At 69.4% G+C, this 16858-nt stretch carries 20 protein-coding genes; 7 read left to right on the top strand and 13 right to left on the bottom strand.

Going from position 1 to position 16858, the window contains the following annotated elements; all coding sequences use genetic code 11:
- The first annotated feature begins 10 nt into the window (after positions 1 to 10).
- Positions 11 to 1027 carry an o-succinylbenzoate synthase gene (locus IFT88_RS06115; protein WP_192119562.1) on the top strand — a complete coding sequence of 339 codons (1017 nt, stop codon included), beginning with the start codon at positions 11 to 13 and terminating at the stop codon, positions 1025 to 1027.
- Between the two features lie 45 nt (positions 1028 to 1072).
- On the opposite strand, the gene ccsB is transcribed toward IFT88_RS06115, so the two are convergent.
- Genes ccsB through IFT88_RS06090 form a run of 5 tightly spaced genes read right to left on the bottom strand, consistent with a single transcriptional unit; the run spans position 1073 to position 5940 of the window.
- Positions 1073 to 2086, bottom strand: coding sequence for a c-type cytochrome biogenesis protein CcsB (gene ccsB / locus IFT88_RS06110; RefSeq protein WP_043592990.1), 1014 nt, complete (start codon positions 2084 to 2086; stop codon positions 1073 to 1075).
- A complete protein-coding gene (resB, locus tag IFT88_RS06105; protein WP_192119560.1) occupies positions 2086 to 3924 on the bottom strand; it encodes a cytochrome c biogenesis protein ResB in 1839 nt (612 codons plus the stop codon). Before resB ends, ccsB begins: the two co-directional genes overlap by 1 nt.
- Positions 3908 to 4672 (bottom strand): cytochrome c biogenesis CcdA family protein, encoded by a 765-nt coding sequence (locus IFT88_RS06100; protein WP_043592991.1) that lies wholly within the window; start codon positions 4670 to 4672, stop codon positions 3908 to 3910. Before IFT88_RS06100 ends, resB begins: the two co-directional genes overlap by 17 nt.
- Entirely contained in the window at positions 4673 to 5296 is a 624-nt protein-coding gene (locus IFT88_RS06095) for a TlpA family protein disulfide reductase (protein WP_231567023.1), read from the bottom strand.
- Positions 5293 to 5940 carry a histidine phosphatase family protein gene (locus IFT88_RS06090; protein ID WP_043592993.1) on the bottom strand — a complete coding sequence of 216 codons (648 nt, stop codon included), beginning with the start codon at positions 5938 to 5940 and terminating at the stop codon, positions 5293 to 5295. The genes IFT88_RS06095 and IFT88_RS06090 overlap by 4 nt, the downstream gene beginning before the upstream one ends.
- 120 nt (positions 5941 to 6060) lie before the next feature.
- On the opposite strand from IFT88_RS06090, the gene aspS reads away from it, so the two are divergent.
- The gene (gene aspS / locus IFT88_RS06085) at positions 6061 to 7395 is read left to right on the top strand and encodes an aspartate--tRNA(Asn) ligase (RefSeq protein ID WP_342212081.1); all 1335 of its coding nucleotides are present in this window, start codon (positions 6061 to 6063) and stop codon (positions 7393 to 7395) included.
- Positions 7396 to 7460: 65 nt separating this feature from the next.
- On the opposite strand, the gene IFT88_RS06080 is transcribed toward aspS, so the two are convergent.
- The 6 genes from IFT88_RS06080 to IFT88_RS06055 all read right to left on the bottom strand — a co-directional run bounded on the left by IFT88_RS06080 (position 7461) and on the right by IFT88_RS06055 (position 10150).
- On the bottom strand, positions 7461 to 7808 hold the full coding sequence (locus IFT88_RS06080) for a hypothetical protein (protein ID WP_192119555.1): 348 nt from the start codon (positions 7806 to 7808) through the stop codon (positions 7461 to 7463).
- A gap of 77 nt (positions 7809 to 7885) precedes the next feature.
- Positions 7886 to 8653 carry a hypothetical protein gene (locus IFT88_RS06075; protein WP_192119553.1) on the bottom strand — a complete coding sequence of 256 codons (768 nt, stop codon included), beginning with the start codon at positions 8651 to 8653 and terminating at the stop codon, positions 7886 to 7888.
- Between the two features lie 88 nt (positions 8654 to 8741).
- Entirely contained in the window at positions 8742 to 9008 is a 267-nt protein-coding gene (locus IFT88_RS06070) for a glutaredoxin family protein (RefSeq protein WP_192119551.1), read from the bottom strand.
- A 90-nt stretch (positions 9009 to 9098) separates the two neighbouring features.
- On the bottom strand, positions 9099 to 9197 hold the full coding sequence (locus tag IFT88_RS06065) for a 30S ribosomal protein bS22 (RefSeq protein WP_003792170.1): 99 nt from the start codon (positions 9195 to 9197) through the stop codon (positions 9099 to 9101).
- Positions 9198 to 9304: 107 nt separating this feature from the next.
- Positions 9305 to 9499, bottom strand: coding sequence for a helix-turn-helix domain-containing protein (locus tag IFT88_RS06060; RefSeq protein WP_043593002.1), 195 nt, complete (start codon positions 9497 to 9499; stop codon positions 9305 to 9307).
- Between the two features lie 114 nt (positions 9500 to 9613).
- Entirely contained in the window at positions 9614 to 10150 is a 537-nt protein-coding gene (locus tag IFT88_RS06055) for an ArsR/SmtB family transcription factor (protein ID WP_192119549.1), read from the bottom strand.
- Between the two features lie 27 nt (positions 10151 to 10177).
- Between IFT88_RS06055 and IFT88_RS06050 the strand changes: the two genes are divergently transcribed.
- Together IFT88_RS06050 and IFT88_RS06045 are read left to right on the top strand one after the other, a co-directional pair.
- Positions 10178 to 11635, top strand: a complete 1458-nt coding sequence (locus IFT88_RS06050) for a TrkH family potassium uptake protein (RefSeq protein ID WP_192119547.1) — start codon at positions 10178 to 10180, stop codon at positions 11633 to 11635.
- A complete protein-coding gene (locus IFT88_RS06045; RefSeq protein WP_043593005.1) occupies positions 11628 to 12299 on the top strand; it encodes a potassium channel family protein in 672 nt (223 codons plus the stop codon). The genes IFT88_RS06050 and IFT88_RS06045 overlap by 8 nt, the downstream gene beginning before the upstream one ends.
- A gap of 6 nt (positions 12300 to 12305) precedes the next feature.
- Here IFT88_RS06045 and proC read toward each other — a convergent pair whose 3' ends face one another.
- Positions 12306 to 13157, bottom strand: a complete 852-nt coding sequence (proC, locus tag IFT88_RS06040; RefSeq protein ID WP_043593007.1) for a pyrroline-5-carboxylate reductase — start codon at positions 13155 to 13157, stop codon at positions 12306 to 12308.
- 47 nt (positions 13158 to 13204) lie between these two features.
- On the opposite strand from proC, the gene IFT88_RS06035 reads away from it, so the two are divergent.
- Entirely contained in the window at positions 13205 to 14167 is a 963-nt protein-coding gene (locus tag IFT88_RS06035; RefSeq protein WP_043593009.1) for a cation diffusion facilitator family transporter, read from the top strand.
- Positions 14168 to 14207: 40 nt separating this feature from the next.
- Here the strand turns inward: IFT88_RS06035 and IFT88_RS06030 are convergent, their stop codons facing one another.
- On the bottom strand, positions 14208 to 14639 hold the full coding sequence (locus IFT88_RS06030) for a nucleoside deaminase (protein ID WP_043593089.1): 432 nt from the start codon (positions 14637 to 14639) through the stop codon (positions 14208 to 14210).
- Positions 14640 to 14732: 93 nt separating this feature from the next.
- Between IFT88_RS06030 and upp the strand changes: the two genes are divergently transcribed.
- Together upp and IFT88_RS06020 are read left to right on the top strand one after the other, a co-directional pair.
- A complete protein-coding gene (upp, locus tag IFT88_RS06025) occupies positions 14733 to 15365 on the top strand; it encodes a uracil phosphoribosyltransferase (RefSeq protein ID WP_043593011.1) in 633 nt (210 codons plus the stop codon).
- Between the two features lie 499 nt (positions 15366 to 15864).
- Positions 15865 to 16632, top strand: coding sequence for a winged helix-turn-helix domain-containing protein (locus IFT88_RS06020; RefSeq protein ID WP_192119545.1), 768 nt, complete (start codon positions 15865 to 15867; stop codon positions 16630 to 16632).
- The last annotated feature ends 226 nt before the right edge of the window (positions 16633 to 16858 follow it).

Genomic DNA, 16858 nt, shown 5'->3' with positions numbered 1-16858 from the left:
CACTGAACGGATGCCGACCGTCGACCGCGCACCGTCCACCACTCCCCCGCTGCCTCCCCTGGCCGAACTGGTCGAGGGTGCCCACGTCGTCCGCCTCCCCCTCCGCACGCGGTTCCGCGGGCTCGACGAGCGCGAGGCCCTGCTGGTCGAAGGCCCGTCGGGCTGGACCGAGTTCAGCCCCTTCCTCGAGTACGGGCCGGCCGAGTCGGCAGCCTGGCTCGCGGCCACGATCGACTTCGGCTGGGGCCGACTCCCCGACGTGGGTGTCCGACGGGTGGCGGTCAACGCCACCCTGCCGGCGGTCGCCGCCGACCGGGTGCCCGACGTGCTCGCCCGCTACCGGGGCTGCCGGACGGTCAAGGTCAAGGTCGCCGAACGCGGACAGACCCTCGCGGACGACATCGCCCGCGTCGCCGCGGCCCGCGAGTGGGTCGGCCCCGAGGGTCGCGTCCGCGTCGACGCCAACGGGGGCTGGTCGGTCGAGTCGGCCGAGGAGGCGCTGGTCGGCCTGGCACCGTACGCCCTGGAATACGCGGAACAGCCGTGCGCCACGGTGCCCGAGCTCGCCGAGCTGCGACGCCGCGTCTCGGGGCTGGGCGTCCCCGTCGCGGCCGACGAGAGCGTCCGGAAGGCCGACGACCCGTTGGCCGTCGCCCGGGCCGGTGCCGCGGACCTGCTCGTGATCAAGGCTCAACCGCTCGGTGGCGTCACCGCCGCGCTCCGGACCGTCGCCGCGGCCGGGCTGCCCGTCGTCGTCTCGAGCGCCCTCGACACGTCGGTCGGGCTCAGCATGGGCGCGCACCTCGCCGCCGCCGTGCCGGACCTCCGCCACGACTGCGGTCTCGGCACGGCCGCCCTGCTCGGGGCCGACGTGACGCGCGATCCCCTGCTACCCGCCGACGGGGAGGTCGACGTGCGCCGTGTCGACGTCGACGTCGACCTGCTCCGCCGTCACGCGGTGGACGACGACCGACGGGGGATGTGGCTGGACCGGCTTCGCGCCTCCTACGCGGTGCTCGCCGACTGACGTCGGTTCACGCGGCTCATCGGGCGACGCCGAGGCGCCGGTCGATCAGAGACCCGAGTAGGCGTGCAGACCCTTGAAGAAGACGTTGACGACCGAGAAGTTGAACATGACGGCGGCGAAGCCGATGATCGACAACCACGACGAGCGGGCCCCACGCCACCCACGCGTCGCCCGCGCGTGGATGTACCCGGCGTAGAGCACCCAGATGATGAAGGTCCAGACCTCTTTGGTGTCCCAGCCCCAGTAGCGACCCCAGGCCCGCTCGGCCCAGATGGCACCGGCGATGAGGGTGAAGGTCCAGAGGACGAAGCCGACCAGGGCGATGCGGTAGGCCAGGTCTTCGAGGCGCTCGGCACCCGGGAGGGTGTCGAGGAAACGCAGACCGGCGAGCTTGGACTGCTCACGCTTCGTCTGCACGAGCTGGGCGGCCGAGAGCCCGGCGGCGATGGCGAAGAACGCGGTGCCGAGGATGGCCACGAAGACGTGGATCACCAGCCACGCCGACTGGAGCGCCGGCGGCAGAGGCGAGACCGCCACGTAGTAGTTGACGGTGCCGATCGCGAGCAGCACCAGGTTGAGGCCCATGACGTACGCGCCGAGGAACCGCAGGTTGACCACCAGCTGCACGGCCAGGTAGACGCCGACGATGATCGCGGTGCCGGTGAGGGAGAACTCGAACATGTTGGCCCACGGCACGCGACCGGCGGCGAGGCCGCGCAGCACGACCGAGGCGACGTGCACGACGAACCCGAGCAGCATCATCGCGATGGCGACGCGCTCGAAGCTCGACGCCTTGGCGGGCGCACCGGTGGAGGCGGAGGCCGCCCCGCCCGCACCGCGTGACGGCCGGTCGAGGACGACCGTGCTGCCACCCGCTGCCGAACGAGAGACGGACGCCGTCGCGAGGGCTTCGGCCTTGGCGGCACGGGCCGCCGCCTGCTGGGCGTCACCGGACCGCTTCGCCAGGTCGAGGGCGAAGGCCACGAACGAGATCGTGTAGATGGCCATCGCCGAGTACACGGCGACGAGCGAATAGTAGGCGAGGTCGGCGGTCACCATCAGATCTTACGTCCGCGTCCGCCCGCGTCGGGGCCGGGTTTCTCGACGTCGTGACGGGCCGGGTCGTCGGCCACCTCGCGGGCCACGTCGGCCGGGACGCCCAGACCGCCGAGGTGCGCCTTGGCGATGTCGCCGACGGCACGTCCGAGCGTGGGGTCCTCGCCGCGGGCGAGCCCGGCGTACTCGAGCCGGACGCCCCCGTCGGTCTCGGTCGCCTTGACCCAGACCCGGCGGCGCGGCACGAACAGCGCGGTCAGCAGACCGGCGAACGAGAGCCCGGCGAAGAGCAGCACCCAGACCTGTGACGGGTCGTGGTGGATGTCGAACGAGGCGAACCGTTTGACGCCGTCGAAGGTGATCGTGCCCAGACCGTCGGGGATCGTCGCCGTCTCGCCCGGGGTCAGCTGGACGGCCTTCTCCTGCGCGTCGTCGTCGGTGCCCGCCAACGGGGTCAGACCGTCGGTGTCGAGCGTGTAGACCGACGTCGGCACGCCCGCGTCGAGTCCGAGGTCGCCCGAGTAGACGTTCAGGCTGAGCACGGGGTTCGTCGTGTCCGGGTCGGTGGACGTCAGGGCCCCCGTGCCGTTGTCCGCCGCCGTGGGGTAGAAGAACCCGATCATGCCGAGCTGGTCGGGCAGGGCGTCGGGCACCTTGATGACGCCGAGCGAGGTCAGGTTCGTGTCCTGCGGCAGGAACGGCACCGTGTCGCGGAACGCGACGTTGCCCTCGCCGTCGCGCACCGTCACGTCGACCGCGTAACCGTTGCCCAGCAGGTAGACGTTCGAACCGCCGATCGACAGGGGCGAGTTGACCTTGATCTGCGTCTTCTCGGCGTCGCCGCCCCGCGCCTGGGCGGTGACGTCGGCCGTGAAGTCGGTGGCCATGCCGGCACCGCCGGCCGTGTCGGGCGCGTACTCGGTCGAGAACTCGTCGAGCGCGATCGAGAACGGCGAGAGCTGCGTCTCGTCGAACCAGCGTCCCGGGTTGAAGGAGTCGTACGAGCCGAGCACGTTCGAGAAGGTCTGCCCCTCGACGACCACACGCTGGCCCGAGTAGCCGAAACCGCCGCCGACCCCGACGGTGAGCAGCACTCCGACGAGTGCCGAGTGGAAGACCAGGTTGCCGGTCTCGCGCAGGTAGCCGCGCTCGGCACTGACGGAGTCGCCGAAGACCTGTGTGCGGTAGCCGGAGCGCTTCAGCTGGGCACGGGCCGCGTCGACGGCACGGGCGGCCGTGATCGCGTCGTCACCCGCGCCTCCTGCGGTCTCGAGGGTGATCGACCGGTAGCCGGCCAGGCGCGACAGCCGCGCGGGGGTCTTCGGCGGGCGGGCCCGCAGCGCCTCGAAGTGGTGCCGCGTGCGCGGGATGATGCAGCCGATCAACGAGATGAAGAGCAGCAGGTAGACGGCGGAGAACCAGGGCGACGAATAGGTGTCGAAGACGCCGAGCTTGTCGAGCACGGGGAACAGGTCGGGGTGGTCGGTGCGGTACTGGACGACGCCGTTGGGGTCGGAGGTGCGCTGCGGCACGAGCGAGCCGGGGATCGCCGCGACGGCGAGCAGCATCAGCAGGAAGAGCGCCGTCTTCATGCTGGTCAGCTGCCGCCAGAAGAAACGCAGGTAGCCCAGGGGCCCGAGCTTGGGCTGCGTGATGCCCGCACCGTCGGAAGGCCCCGGGCGCACCGAGTCGATGTGGTCGCTCGGGCGCAACGGGTCGCCGCCGACGTCGGTCGCGTCGGCGTCGGTCAGCCCGGCGTCGGTCACCCCGGTGTCGGCGCCGGCGGTGGCCGAGGAGGCGCGGGTCGCGTCGCCCCCGTCGCGGTCAGACGATCGTGCCATAGGTCGCGATCACCGCCCCGACGTGCGACATGAGGCTGGACCAGAGGCCCGTGACCATGAGCAGACCGATGAGCACGAGCAGTGACCCTCCGACGATGTTGACGACGCGGATGTGCCGCTTGACGAACGAGATGGACCGTGAGGCCCAGCCGAAGCCGAGCGCGACGAGCAGGAAAGGCACCCCGAGGCCGATGCAGTAGAAGGCCCCGAGCAGGACACCTTGCCAGGCCGAGCCCGAGCCCAGGGCGAGCACCTGCACGGCGGCCAGGGTCGGGCCGATGCACGGCGTCCACCCGATGCCGAAGACGATGCCGAGCAGCGGTGCTCCGGCGAGGCCCGTCTTCGGGAGGAACCCGGGCTTCAGGGTGCGCTGCAGGAACGTGAACTGTCCGATGAAGACGAGGCCGAGCAGGATCACCACGACGCCCATGACCCGCGTGACGACCTCGCGCCACTGGATCAGCCAGAACCCGGCCGAGGCGAAGGCGAGCGAGGTGCCGACGAAGACGACCGAGAAGCCGAGGATGAACAGGACGACGCCGAACACGAGCCGGCGGCGGTCGCGCCGCTTGGCCCCTGCCTCGGTCGCCCCGGTGGTCAGGCCGCCGACGTAACCGAGGTACCCCGGCACGAGCGGCAGCACGCAGGGCGACAGGAACGAGATGAGCCCCGCCAGCAGGGCGACCGGCAGGCCGACGGCGAGCTGACCGCCCACGACCGCGTCGAAGAAGGGATTGCCCTGGTACACCTAGGACGTCTCGGCGAGGGTGTCGGAGATCAGGGTGTCGAGGATGCTCGGCCCGTCGAGACCGCCCAGGATGCGCGCGGCGATGCGGCCCTGCTTGTCGAGGACGATCGTGGTCGGCACGGCGTTGGGTGCGATCGTGCCCGCGAGGGCGAGCTGGACGGCCCCGTCGTTGGCGTCGACGACCGACGGATAGGTGACGTCGAAGGTCCGCGCGAATGCCAGGGAGGTGTCGGCCTGGTCGCGCACGTTGACGCCGAGGAACTCGACGCCCTTGTCGGCGTACGACTTGTTGAGCTTCTCGAGCTCGGGGGCTTCGAGACGGCAGGGCGGGCACGCGGCGTACCAGAAGTTGAGGACGACGACCTCGCCGTCGTGGTCGGACCGCGAGACGGTCTCGCCGGCGTCGGTCTCGGCCGTGAACGCGACCGGGTCGGTGCGGTCCTCGGGCGCGATCTCGGTGACGGTGCCGTTGCCCGAGATGTAGTTCTCGGTCGTGCCGTTGCCGTACTGCGTCGCGAGGTCGTCGGCGGTCGAGCACCCCGTGGCGACGAGGGCGACCACGCCGGCCAGGGCGAGGCCGCGGGCCATGAGACGGGCTCGGGTCGGGCGGATGGTCTGGCTCACACTGCTCCCAGGTCGACGGCGGACTGGTTCAAGTGTGCAGCGGGTTCCTGGTAGCCGACCTCGACGAAGCCCCCCTCGCGACGCTCGAGCGTGGTGATGCTCGAGAGCGTGCAGCGGCGGCGGCGCGGATCGTGGAACAGGCGGGCACCGGTGACGCTGCGGTGGACCATCCAGATGGGCAGCTGGTGGCTGACGAGCACGACGTCTCCGTCGTCGACGCTCGACCAGGCCTCGTCGATCGCCGAGAGCATGCGGGCGGCGATGCTCACGTAGGCCTCGCCCCAGCTGGGCTTCAGGGGGTTGACGATCCACGGCCACTCGGCCGGCACCTTGAGCTGCTTGGCGATGCTGAAGTCGCTCCGCCGACCCTGGTACTTGTTGGTCGGTTCGATCAATCGCTCGTCGACCTGCGTCTCGAGCCCGAAGGCCGACGACCACGGCGCCGCACTCTCGCGGGTGCGCTGCAACGGTGAGGCGAAGACGGCACGGACCGGAACCCCCTGCTCGTGGAAGGCCTCGGCCGAGGCAGCCGCCATCCGGTGGCCGAGATCGCTCAGGCCGAACCCGTCGAGGCGGCCGTAGAGCACGTGCTCGGGATTGTGCACCTCACCGTGCCGGACGAGATGGATCTGCTGCGCGGGCATGCGGACGAGTCTAGGTCGGGACCGCCTGCACACCTCCCACACGGGAAGCACCAAGCTCGCCGCGGCACGGACGAGCGGTGCGGCGGGCCGCGAGAGGCGGTGACTGTAAACTCGGGCCTCGTGATCGAACGCACCCTCATCAAAGACCTGTCCGCGTTGCCCGACGGACCCGTGACCGTGACCGGCTGGGTCGAGACGGTGCGCGACCAGAAGAAGGTGCAGTTCGTCGTCCTCCGCGACGAGACCGGCGCCCTCCAGCTGGTCCGCCCCCGCACGGCCGCCGACGTGCTCGAGGCCGCGGGCGAGACCGACGACGTCGCCGACGCCATCTCGTCGCTGTCGCAGGGCAGCTTCGTCACCGTCACGGGCGAACTCAAGCACGACGAGCGCGTGAAACTCGGCGGCATCGAGGTCAAGGTCGAGACACTGGTCGTCGACTCGCTGGCCGACCCCGAGACCCCGATCGCGGCCGACAGCAGCATCGACAAGCGCCTCGACTGGCGCTTCCTCGACCTGCGCGTGCCGCGCAACGCCCTGATCTTCCGCGTGCAGACGACCTTCGAGCACGCCCTGCGCACCTGGTGGATCGAGCGTGACTACGTCGAGATCCACACCCCGAAGCTCATGGCGACACCGAGCGAGTCGAACGCCGAGCTGTTCAAGGTCGACTACTTCGACGGTGTCGCCTACCTGGCGCAGAGCCCGCAGTTCTTCAAGCAGATGGCCCAGTCGGCCGGCTTCGGCAAGATCTTCGAGATCGCCCCGGTGTTCCGCGCCGACCCGTCGTTCACGTCGCGTCACGCGACCGAGTTCACGGGGGTCGACGCCGAGATCAGCTACGTCGAGAGCCACGAGGACGTCATGCAGATGCAGGAGCAGCTGCTGACCTTCGCCTTCCAGGCCGTGGCCGACAAGCACGGCGCCGAGATCAAGGAGCTCTTCGACGTCGACGTCGTGGTGCCCGCCGTGCCGTTCCCGCGCATCCCCCTGGCCGAGGCCAAGCGCATCGTGGCCGAGCGCGGCTACGAGGTGCCCCGCGCCGACGCCGACATGGACCCCGAGGGCGAACGCCGGATCGCCGAGTACGTCGCGGAGGAGTTCGGGCACGACTTCGTGTTCCTGACGGACTACGACGCCTCGATCCGCCCGTTCTATCACATGCGTCATGACGACGACCCGCAGCTCACCAAGAGCTACGACCTGATCTACCGCGGGACCGAGATCACCACGGGCGCACAGCGCGAGCACCGCGTCGAGGTGCTCGAGCAGCAGATCCGCGAGAAGGGCATGAAGCCCGAAGAGCTCTCGAGCTACCTCGACTTCTTCCGCTACGGCGCCCCGTCGCACGGTGGCTTCGGCATGGGCCTCGCCCGCGTGCTGATGCTCATGCTGCACCAGGCCAACCTGCGCGAGGTGACCTTCCTCTTCCGCGGCCCCACGCGCCTCCAGCCGTAGCTCCTCGCCACGGATCGGTTGATTGGCGGTCCGGTCTCGAATGAGACCGGACCGCCAACTTTTAGTCAGCCCTGACTTGTACGGCGAACAGGACCGACGGCGACGGCCCTCGAACAAGAGACGAAGGTCAGGACACCCAGCACCACCAGAGCCGCGACGGCCGGCACGGGCGACGACATCGATTCAGTCAATGAGACGGCTGTGATCGTCACGAGAAGGCCCAGACCGTAGACAACCGCCGCCGGGACTTCCTTTGCTCGCGTCCGCCACCACCCGCTGCCACTGGCGACTACTCGCGGCAAGCCGCCGATGAGCACCAAGAACACCAGCAGCACCACCGTTTGATCGAACCGCCTCAGCACGCCCGTGAAGTGCAACTCAAGCCCGCCGGCCATCATGACGATGGCGATCAACAGCCCTCCACGAGTCGAAGGGGCATAGCTGACCGTCATTGACCGACGAGGAACGACACGGTCACTTCCTCGCTGTTTCATTGACGGCAATTCTCGATGACGGGCCACGTGACCAGGCTTGGCAACGACGTGCGCCTGATACCCACGCACCGCCCCTGGGCTACCGCCGAATTGGCAGTCTGCACCATCGCCGCCGTCGCGATTCCGCAGGCCCATCCGACAGGCCCACACGCTGCGGCGATGAGTGCTGTCACAAGACCTGAATTGGTGAGCTGGCGCGTCTCGTTCCGGCTGTACATGACGGTACAGAATTGAAAGTTGCACTCGAGTCGCGCCATGATCGTCACGGGGAACGTCGCGGGAACATCGTCCAAGCGCTGCCGAACAGTGTTGCCGGCTATCTCGTAGGACGAGCGAAGATCTCGTCCGTCCGCGTCGACGGCCACGGGTGGCGCGAGCGAGTTGATGGCAGATCCGTTGTCGTCCAAGATCCGCACGCCTCCCCGTTCGTCGAGTTCGAGACGAGCCGGACGCCCGTCGATCAGGACCGAGAAACCAAAGTCGACTAGCTCCTGCTCAGTGAGTACGCGAATGTACTGCCCGTCCGCGCCTGCCTCCGCATTGCCCAGACCTTGACGCGTTCGGGGCGAGGACGACGGCCCTCGCGGGGTTTCGCCCGACACGAAAGAAACCGTGTGCCCCTGGCTCTGAACGGCCATGACGGCCTCTGCGTCGTCGGGCTGGTCAGCAGCGAATGCCCCACTCCCTGTTCCAGCAATCGACATCGTCACGAGCATGAGCACTACAGCAATCGATGGTGCGGTCACCCTGTTCTTCCCGATCATGTCCTCTTCCAATCTGTGCAACTCTGCACTCAGGAAGAGCGTGCCATCTGAAACGATTAATTGGAAGAATAAATATTGGAGGAATTGGTCATGCGAAAGCCGCGCGGAGCGCCGTCCGGAGCCGCTCGGGCTCGACTCGCCAGATGGTGTGCACGCGACCGTCGATCAGGACGACCGGGATCTCTTCGGCATACTCGGCGGTGAGTTCGGCGTCGTCGAGGATGTTCTTCTCGTCGACGACCATGCCGGCATCGACGAACTCGGCTTCGGCCAGCACGCCGTGCACTGCGGAACGGGCGTCGTCGCACAGGTGGCAGCCCGGCTTGGTCAGGAGGGTGATTCGCGGTTCGGCCATGCCCCCAAGGGTAGCGAGGGCCGGCTGGCGCCCGGGCACGACGAAGGCCCCCGGCGACCGGTGGTCGGCGGAGGCCTTCGTGTCGAGCGACTACTTCTTGTTGCGACGCTGGTGACGAGTCTTGCGAAGCAGCTTGCGGTGCTTCTTCTTCGCCATGCGCTTGCGACGCTTCTTGATGACAGAACCCATAGAGGACCTCACTGATTTCTGGATTGGACCGACCGGGTCCGAAACAGAACCGCGGAAAAATGCCTCGGGTCAGTCTACTAGGACGGCCCGAGAAAGTCGAAGTGGGCCTACCCGACGTCGGCGATGCCGATTCGCAACACGGCCGCGACGGCCGATTCCGGCACGCGGAAGGACCGCCCGAAGCGGATCGCCGGCAGCTCGCCCGAGTGGACCATGCGGTAGACCGTCATCTTCGACACGCGCATCATGTCGGCCACCTCGGCGACCGTGAGGAACCGCACATCCGACAGATCCTGCGACATGACCCTGCCTCGACTCGGGCCCCGGGGCGGGGCTGTGGAGCAGACGGGTGTTCCCCGTGTGCCTGGGGGCAACTCTAGGGGCGCGTGTGACTCGGTGTAAAGGTGCCCGGGTCGCTACTGTCCGGTGCGTCCCCACCGCTTGCGGACGGGGTCGATGACGCGCTCGTCCAGGGCACCGAGCGCGCTCTGCGCGTCGTGCAGGGCCGAGGAGGCGCGGTGCTGGGCTCCGGCCGCGTAGCGACCCAGCGTGCTCCCGACGTCCTCGGCATCGGGCAGGTTCTCGGCCGCCCGCCGGAGCGGGGCGGGGACGGTGGCTCCGGCCCAGGCCGCGAAGGGCGTGCTGGCCAGCACCTCGGAGGTCAACGAGTCCGCGCTGACGAACGGGATCAACCAGTCCTCGACGACCTCGAGCGGCCCCGGCTCGAGCGAGTAGTAGCGGTGCTGCCCTTCTTCACGGACCCGCACGAGACCCGCCTCGCGCAGCACCCGCAGATGCTTCGAGACCGTCGGCTGGCTGACGCCGAGCGAGGTGACCATCTCGCCCACGCTGATGTCGGCATTGGCGGAGTCGGTCGACAGCGAGGCGTCGAGCAGCACCTTGAGGAGGTCTCGGCGGGTGGCGTCGGCGATCACGGCGAAGATGTCCGGCATGCGACCAGCGTAGTGACCCGGGATAGCATGACCGTCGTGACTCGCGCCCCCGTCGCCGGTCGACGCCGCCCCTCGGACCCCGGCCGCTCGCCCTGGCGCACACTCAGCGACGCGATCGACGACATCGGTCGCAAGTCGCCCGCGCGCTTCGCCATCCTGATCTTCACCGGTCTGATCGTCGTCTTCACCTTGCTGTTCTCGCTGCCGATCTCGTCGGCCGACCGGACGATCACCCCGTTGGCCGACTCCGTCTTCACGGCCGTCTCGGTCATCTGCGTGACCGGCCTCGCGACGGTGGACATGGCCACCCACTGGTCCCTGTTCGGCCACGTCGTCATCTTCGTCGGCGTGCAGATCGGGGCGATCGGCGTGCTCACACTGGCCTCGATCATGGGTCTCGTCGTCTCACGGAAACTCGGCCTGCGCGCTCGACTGATGGCGGCCGGCGACCAGAACCCGCTGCGGGTGCACGCCGGCCCCGTTCCCGAGGGTCAGGCGGTGCGGCTCGGCGAGATCGGTGGCCTGCTCACGACGGTGGCGCTCAGCTCGTTCGTGATCCAGCTGGTCATCGCGGTGCTGATGATCCCCCGCATGCTCATCGACGGCATCCCCGTCGGCGACGCCGTGCTCGACAGCTTCTACTACTCGGCCATGGCCTTCACGAACACCGGGTTCACGCCGAACGCCGAGGGACTCGCCGCGTTCGAGAACGACTACTGGTTCCTGAGCCTGATCATGGTGGGGGTGTTCCTCGGCAGCATCGGGTTCCCGGTGATCTACGCCCTGGCCCGCAACCCGCGCAACCCCCGGCGCTGGTCGGTCCACGTCAAGTTGACCCTGCTGACGACGGCGATCCTCATCGTGTTCGGCATGGTCCTCTACATCGTCCTCGAGTTCGACAACCCGAAGACGTTCGGCGGCATCGAGGCCGGCCCGACGGTGTTCCAGTCGCTCTTCCTCAGCATGATGACGAGGTCGGGCGGCTTCTCGACGATTCAGATCTCCGACCTGAACGGGTCGTCCCTGCTCGTCACCGACATGCTCATGTTCATCGGCGGCGGGTCGGCATCGACCGCCGGAGGCATCAAGGTGACGACGCTCGCGGTGCTCTTCCTGGCGGCCTTCGCCGAGGCGCGTGGTCAGCGGTCGATGGAAGCCTTCGGCCGCCGCATCCCGAGCGACGTCCTGCGCCTGGCCGTCAGCGTCGTCCTCTGGGGTGCGACGATCGTCGCCGTGTCGAGCATCCTGATCATGCACATCACGAAGGAGCCCCTCGACCACGTGCTGTTCGAGTCCATCTCGGCGTTCGCCACCTCGGGGCTCAGCACCGGTCTGACCGACCGCCTCCCGGACTCGGCCAAGTACATCCTGGCGGTCACGATGTGGATGGGCCGCGTTGGTACAGTGACACTCTCCGTCGCCCTGGCCGCCAGCCAGCGACGCCAGCTGTTCACCCGAGCCGAGGAGCGACCGATCGTTGGTTGACAAGATCAAGCACGACGCCCCGGTGCTCGTCATCGGCCTCGGGCGGTTCGGCGCCGCGACCGCCGGACAACTCGAACGGCAAGACCGTGACGTGCTGGCCGTCGACACCGACGCCGGGCTCGTCCAGAAATGGGCCGACCGCGTGACGCACGCGGTGCAGGCCGACGCCCGCAGCATCGACGCACTCAAGCAGATCGGTGCGCAGGACTTCTCGATCGCGGTCGTCGCCGTCGGCTCGTCGATCGAGGCCAGCGTGCTCATCACGGCCAACCTGGTCGACCTGAAGGTGCCGCAGATCTGGGCGAAGGCGATCAGCCAGTCGCACGGCAAGATCCTCGCCCGCATCGGTGCCAACCACGTCATCTACCCCGAGCGGGAGGCCGGCGAGCGCGTCGCACACCTCGTGTCGGGTCGCATGCTCGACTACATCGAGTTCGACGACGCCTTCGCCATCGTCAAGATGTACCCGCCGAAGCCCGTCCGCGGTGCCTCGCTGGCCGCGTCGAACATCCGCAAGAAGTACGGCATCACGATCGTCGGCGTGAAGAGCCCCGGGGGTGCGTTCGTCGAGGCCACCCCCGAGACGGTCATCAGCAACCACGACCTGATCATCGTGTCGGGCGACAGCCGTGCGATCGAACGTTTCGCCGCCCTCGAGGGCTGACCGCGGCTAGCGGCCTTCGGCGATCTCGCGGTTGCGGGCGAGGGCGGCCTGGGTGGCCCGCTCGAACAGCTCGAGCAGGCCACCGTCGGCGAGCTCGGCGACGGCGCGCTCGGTCGTGCCGCCGGGGCTGGTGACCCGACGACGCAACTCGGCCGGCGCGGCGTCGGCCGGCAGGACGTCACTCGTCGCGAGGAGCTCGCTCGCGCCGCGGAACGTGCCCTGGACCATGGTGGCGGCCTGCGCACGCGTGAAGCCCAAGGCGACCGCCGCCTCCTGCAGTTGCTCGATCAGGTAGAAGACGTAGGCGGGGCCCGAACCCGAGATCGTGCTGAGCGCGTCGATCTGCGACTCGGGGACGACGACGACGTCACCGACCACCGCGAAGAGCGACCGGGCCAGGTCGAGGTCGGCGTCGGTGGAGCGCGAGCCCGCGCTGAGGCCGGTCACCCCGAGGCCGACGTGCGACGGGGTGTTCGGCATGGAGCGCAGCACCGAGACCGACTCGGGGAGGGCGGCCTCCATCGTGGCGGTCGTGACTCCCGCGGCGAGGCTCACCACGAGGGCACCCGCGTCGAGCACCGGACCGATCTCGTGCAGGAGGTCGACCACCATGTGCGGCTTCACGCCGATCAGGACCAGCCGCGCACCGACGACCGCCGAGGAGTTGGCGCTCGGGTCGGTCTCGGTCGCGAGCGAGGTGACGGCGCCGTGCCGCAGCGCCCGGGCCTTGACCTCGGTGCGGTTCGTGACCCGCACGCCCCCGTCGACGGACACCTGGGGGCGCAGCAGGCCCTGCAGGATCGCGCCGCCCATCGAGCCGGCTCCGAGAATCGCTGTGGTGGGGAGGGTGGTGACCATCCGGCCATCCTAGGATCGACCAGGACCACACGAGGGGATCGGAACCGATGAGCAGTCACGGCGGCAACAAGGCGATCATCGCCGCACTCAGCGCGAACCTGGGCATCGCGGTGACGAAGTTCATCGCCTGGGCCTTCTCGGGATCGTCGTCGATGCTCGCCGAGGGCGTCCACTCGCTGGCCGACTCGGGCAACCAGGTGTTGCTGCTGCTGGGCGGCCGCAAGTCCAAGAAGGCGGCCGACGCCGAGCACCCGTTCGGCTACGGACGGGAGCGTTACGTCTACGCCTTCGTCGTGTCGATCATCCTGTTCAGCGTCGGCGGGGTCTTCTCGCTCTACGAGGGCATCGAGAAGCTGCGCGAGCCGCACCCGCTCGAGGTGCCCTGGCTGCCGGTGCTCGTGCTCGCCATCTCGCTCGCCCTCGAGGGCTTCTCGCTGCGCACGGCGATCCGCGAGTCCCGACCGAGCAAGGGGCAGCAGAGCTGGGTGTCGTTCGTGCGCCGTGCCAAGGCCCCCGAACTGCCGGTCGTGCTGCTCGAGGACGCCGCCGCCCTGCTGGGCCTCTCGTTCGCCATGGTCGGCGTCGTGTTGACCTGGATCACCGGTGACGGCGTGTTCGACGCGATCGGCACCCTCGCCATCGGCGTGCTGCTCGTCGCCGTCGCGATCATCCTCGGCATCGAGACGAAGAGCCTGCTCGTCGGCGAGGGCGCCTCGGCCGACGACGTCGCGAAGATCCGCGCAGCCGTCACCGGCGGCCCCGAGGTCGAGTCGATCATCCACATGAAGACGCTCTACCTCGGCCCCGACGAGCTCCTCGTCGGCGTGAAGGTCGCGATGCCCGGACGCACCGTGCTGGCCGACGTCGCCAGCGCCATCAACGCCGTCGAGTCGCGCATCCGCGAAGCCGTGCCGATCGCCCGCGTCATCTACGTCGAACCCGACGTCTGGGTGAAGCCGGGCCAGGTCGACCCGCCGACCGACGCGATCGTCATCCGCGCCGCCGACTGACCCCGAGGAGGCGCGGGTCGCCCACCGGCGCCGGTGCGGTTCAGCGTCGCTCGGCGAAGAACGCGTCGAGCTGCGCCCGGCACTCCGCCTCGCGCACGCCGGCGTAGACCTCGGCGCGGTGCGGGAGCCTGCGGTCGCGGACGATGTCGTAGACGCTGCCCGCGCCTCCTGCCTTGTCGTCCCAGGCGCCGTAGACGAGCCGCGGCACGCGCGCGGCGAGCAGGGCCCCGGCGCACATGGGGCACGGTTCGAGGGTGACCACGAGGGTCGTGCCCGTGAGGTGCCAGTCGCCCGTGTGCTCTGCGGCGGCCCGGAGGGCGATCACCTCGGCGTGGGCCGTCGGGTCCTGGCGCAGTTCGCGTTCGTTCCGGCCCGTCGCGATCACCACGCCGTCGGCGTCGACCACGACGGCACCCACCGGCACGTCGGCCGAGACGCGGCAGGCGTCGGCCTCGGCGAGGGCGAGGGACATCCAGTCGTCGAACTCGGGCGGGACGGCGATCACGGGGCCTCAGCGGGGTCGGGACGGCTCGCGGAACCGGTCGACTCCGCTACCGTTGAGCCTATGCGAGTGCACGTAGCGGACCACCCCCTGATCACCCACAAGCTGACCGTGCTCCGCGACAAGAGCACGCCCTCCCCCACCTTCCGGGCGCTGACCGAAGAGCTCGTCACGCTGCTGGCCTACGAGGCCACGCGCGACGTCCGCACGAGCCCCGTCGACATCGAGACCCCGGTCGGCCCGACCACGGGCCTCGAGATCAGCCAGCCGCGGCCGCTCGTCGTGCCGATCCTGCGCGCCGGCCTCGGCATGCTCGAGGGCATGACGAAGCTCGTCCCCACGGCCGAGGTGGGCTTCCTCGGCATGGTGCGCGACGAAGAGACCCTGCAGCCCACGACCTACGCCGAGCGTCTGCCCGACGACCTGTCGAACCGTCAGTGCTTCGTGCTCGACCCGATGCTCGCCACCGGCGGTTCGCTCATCGCGGCGATCGACTACCTGCTCGACCGCGGCGCCGTCGACGTCACGGCGGTCTGCATCCTGGCCGCGCCCGAGGGCCTCGCCGCCGTCGAGAAGGCGATGGAGGGCCGCGACGTCCACGTCGTGCTGGGCGCCGTCGACGAGAAGCTCAACGAGCAGGGCTACATCGTGCCGGGCCTCGGCGATGCGGGTGACCGCCTGTACGGGCTCGCCTGACGCGCGCCGCTCCGACGACCCGGGCCGCGCCTCCTCGACCGCAGGAGGCGCGGTTCGGCGTTTCCGGACCCCCCACGCGGCCGGAACGCGAACGTCGCTTGACATCAGGACACGGGGTGTAACAAGATCGACCCCATGACTAACAGCGTGCTCGCCCCGACCTCTCGTGAGGCCCTCGGGAGCACCGGCATGATGATGCCGATGCACGCTGTCATGTGTCGAATGTGTGCCTGATCCGGTCACACACCTCGCCGAGTCGAAGCTGCTGACACCGCCAGCTGAGCTCGTGGCCCCACCCGGTCACTGAGCCACCGACTCCAGGATGCTCCGCGTCGCCACCCTCGACGCGCATCCCGAACGGTGCATCGCACCGACTGCTCGTGACGTACGGCACCATCGCCGGCGGGATCGAGCACCGACACACATCGAGCAGTCCCTCCGTCTCCCGGCGACCCGTCGGCCGAGGGACCGCCGCCGTCACGCAAGGACCCCGCCTGTCATGTCCCTCATCCTCGACCGCCCCGTCACCGCCACCCGCACCGTCTCGCCCGCCCGTTCCGCCGCCCCCACGTCCCTCCGCGAGATCGCGCCCTCCCGCTCGGCCGCCCCGACCGCCGCGCCCGTCGCCGCGGCTCCCGCGGCCCCCCGGCCCCGCGCCGTACCCGAAGGCACCGAGGCCCGCGGCTTCGTCCTCTACGTCGGACTCGACGAACTGAAGGCCGCCGCCGACGGCACCTCGCTCGGCGACGTCGTCTCTCAGATCAAAGAACTCGTCGGTCGGATCGCCCCGTCGGCCGAGACGCACGCCGCCGTGGCACTGGCTCCCGAGGGCGCCGGCGGCCGCGACGTCGACGTGGTCCGTCTGGCCCTGCAGGACCCGGCCGCCCTGGCGAAGCGCCGGCAGGTCGCCGAGGACGACGAGCCCGGCGCCCGTGGTGGCGTCGTCGTCGACATCTCGCGCAAGCGCCTGCTGCTGGACGGCGACGTGGCCCCGCTGACGTACAAGGAGTTCGAGCTGCTGCAGTACCTCGTCCTGCGCGAGGGCCGCACCATCGAACGAACCGAACTGATCTCGAGCCTGTGGGCCGACGGCGACGACGAGGTGCCGAACGAACGCACCATCGACGTGCACGTCCGTCGACTGCGGTCGAAGCTCGGCGCCTTCGAGGACATCGTCCGCACCGTCCGCGGTGTCGGCTACCGCTTCGACCGCCACGCGGACGTCTCGATCCGCCACGCGTCGACGCCGTCGCCCGACGTGTTCTGAGCCCTGCTCGCATCACACGGCGGCCACGGTGCCGGCTCGGTCGGAGTTCCCAGGAACTGCTCGGGTTCACCCCTGGACCACCGTTACCGATCCGTTATAGATTGTGTCTCGCCGACGTCGTTTGCTGTGGCGACCGAGGCGGAATGTGATTGCAGGACACTCCTGGTGCAAGGGAAGAGGGCCGGTCGCCATCGGGCGACCGGCCCTCTGTCGTGTGCCCCGACGA

The sequence above is a fragment of the Frigoribacterium sp. CFBP 8751 genome (assembly GCF_014841545.1).
In the GTDB taxonomy this organism is placed as follows: Bacteria; Actinomycetota; Actinomycetes; order Actinomycetales; family Microbacteriaceae; genus Frigoribacterium.
Note: the sequence above shows the minus strand (reverse complement) of the source record. Positions and strands in the feature narration are given on the sequence as shown.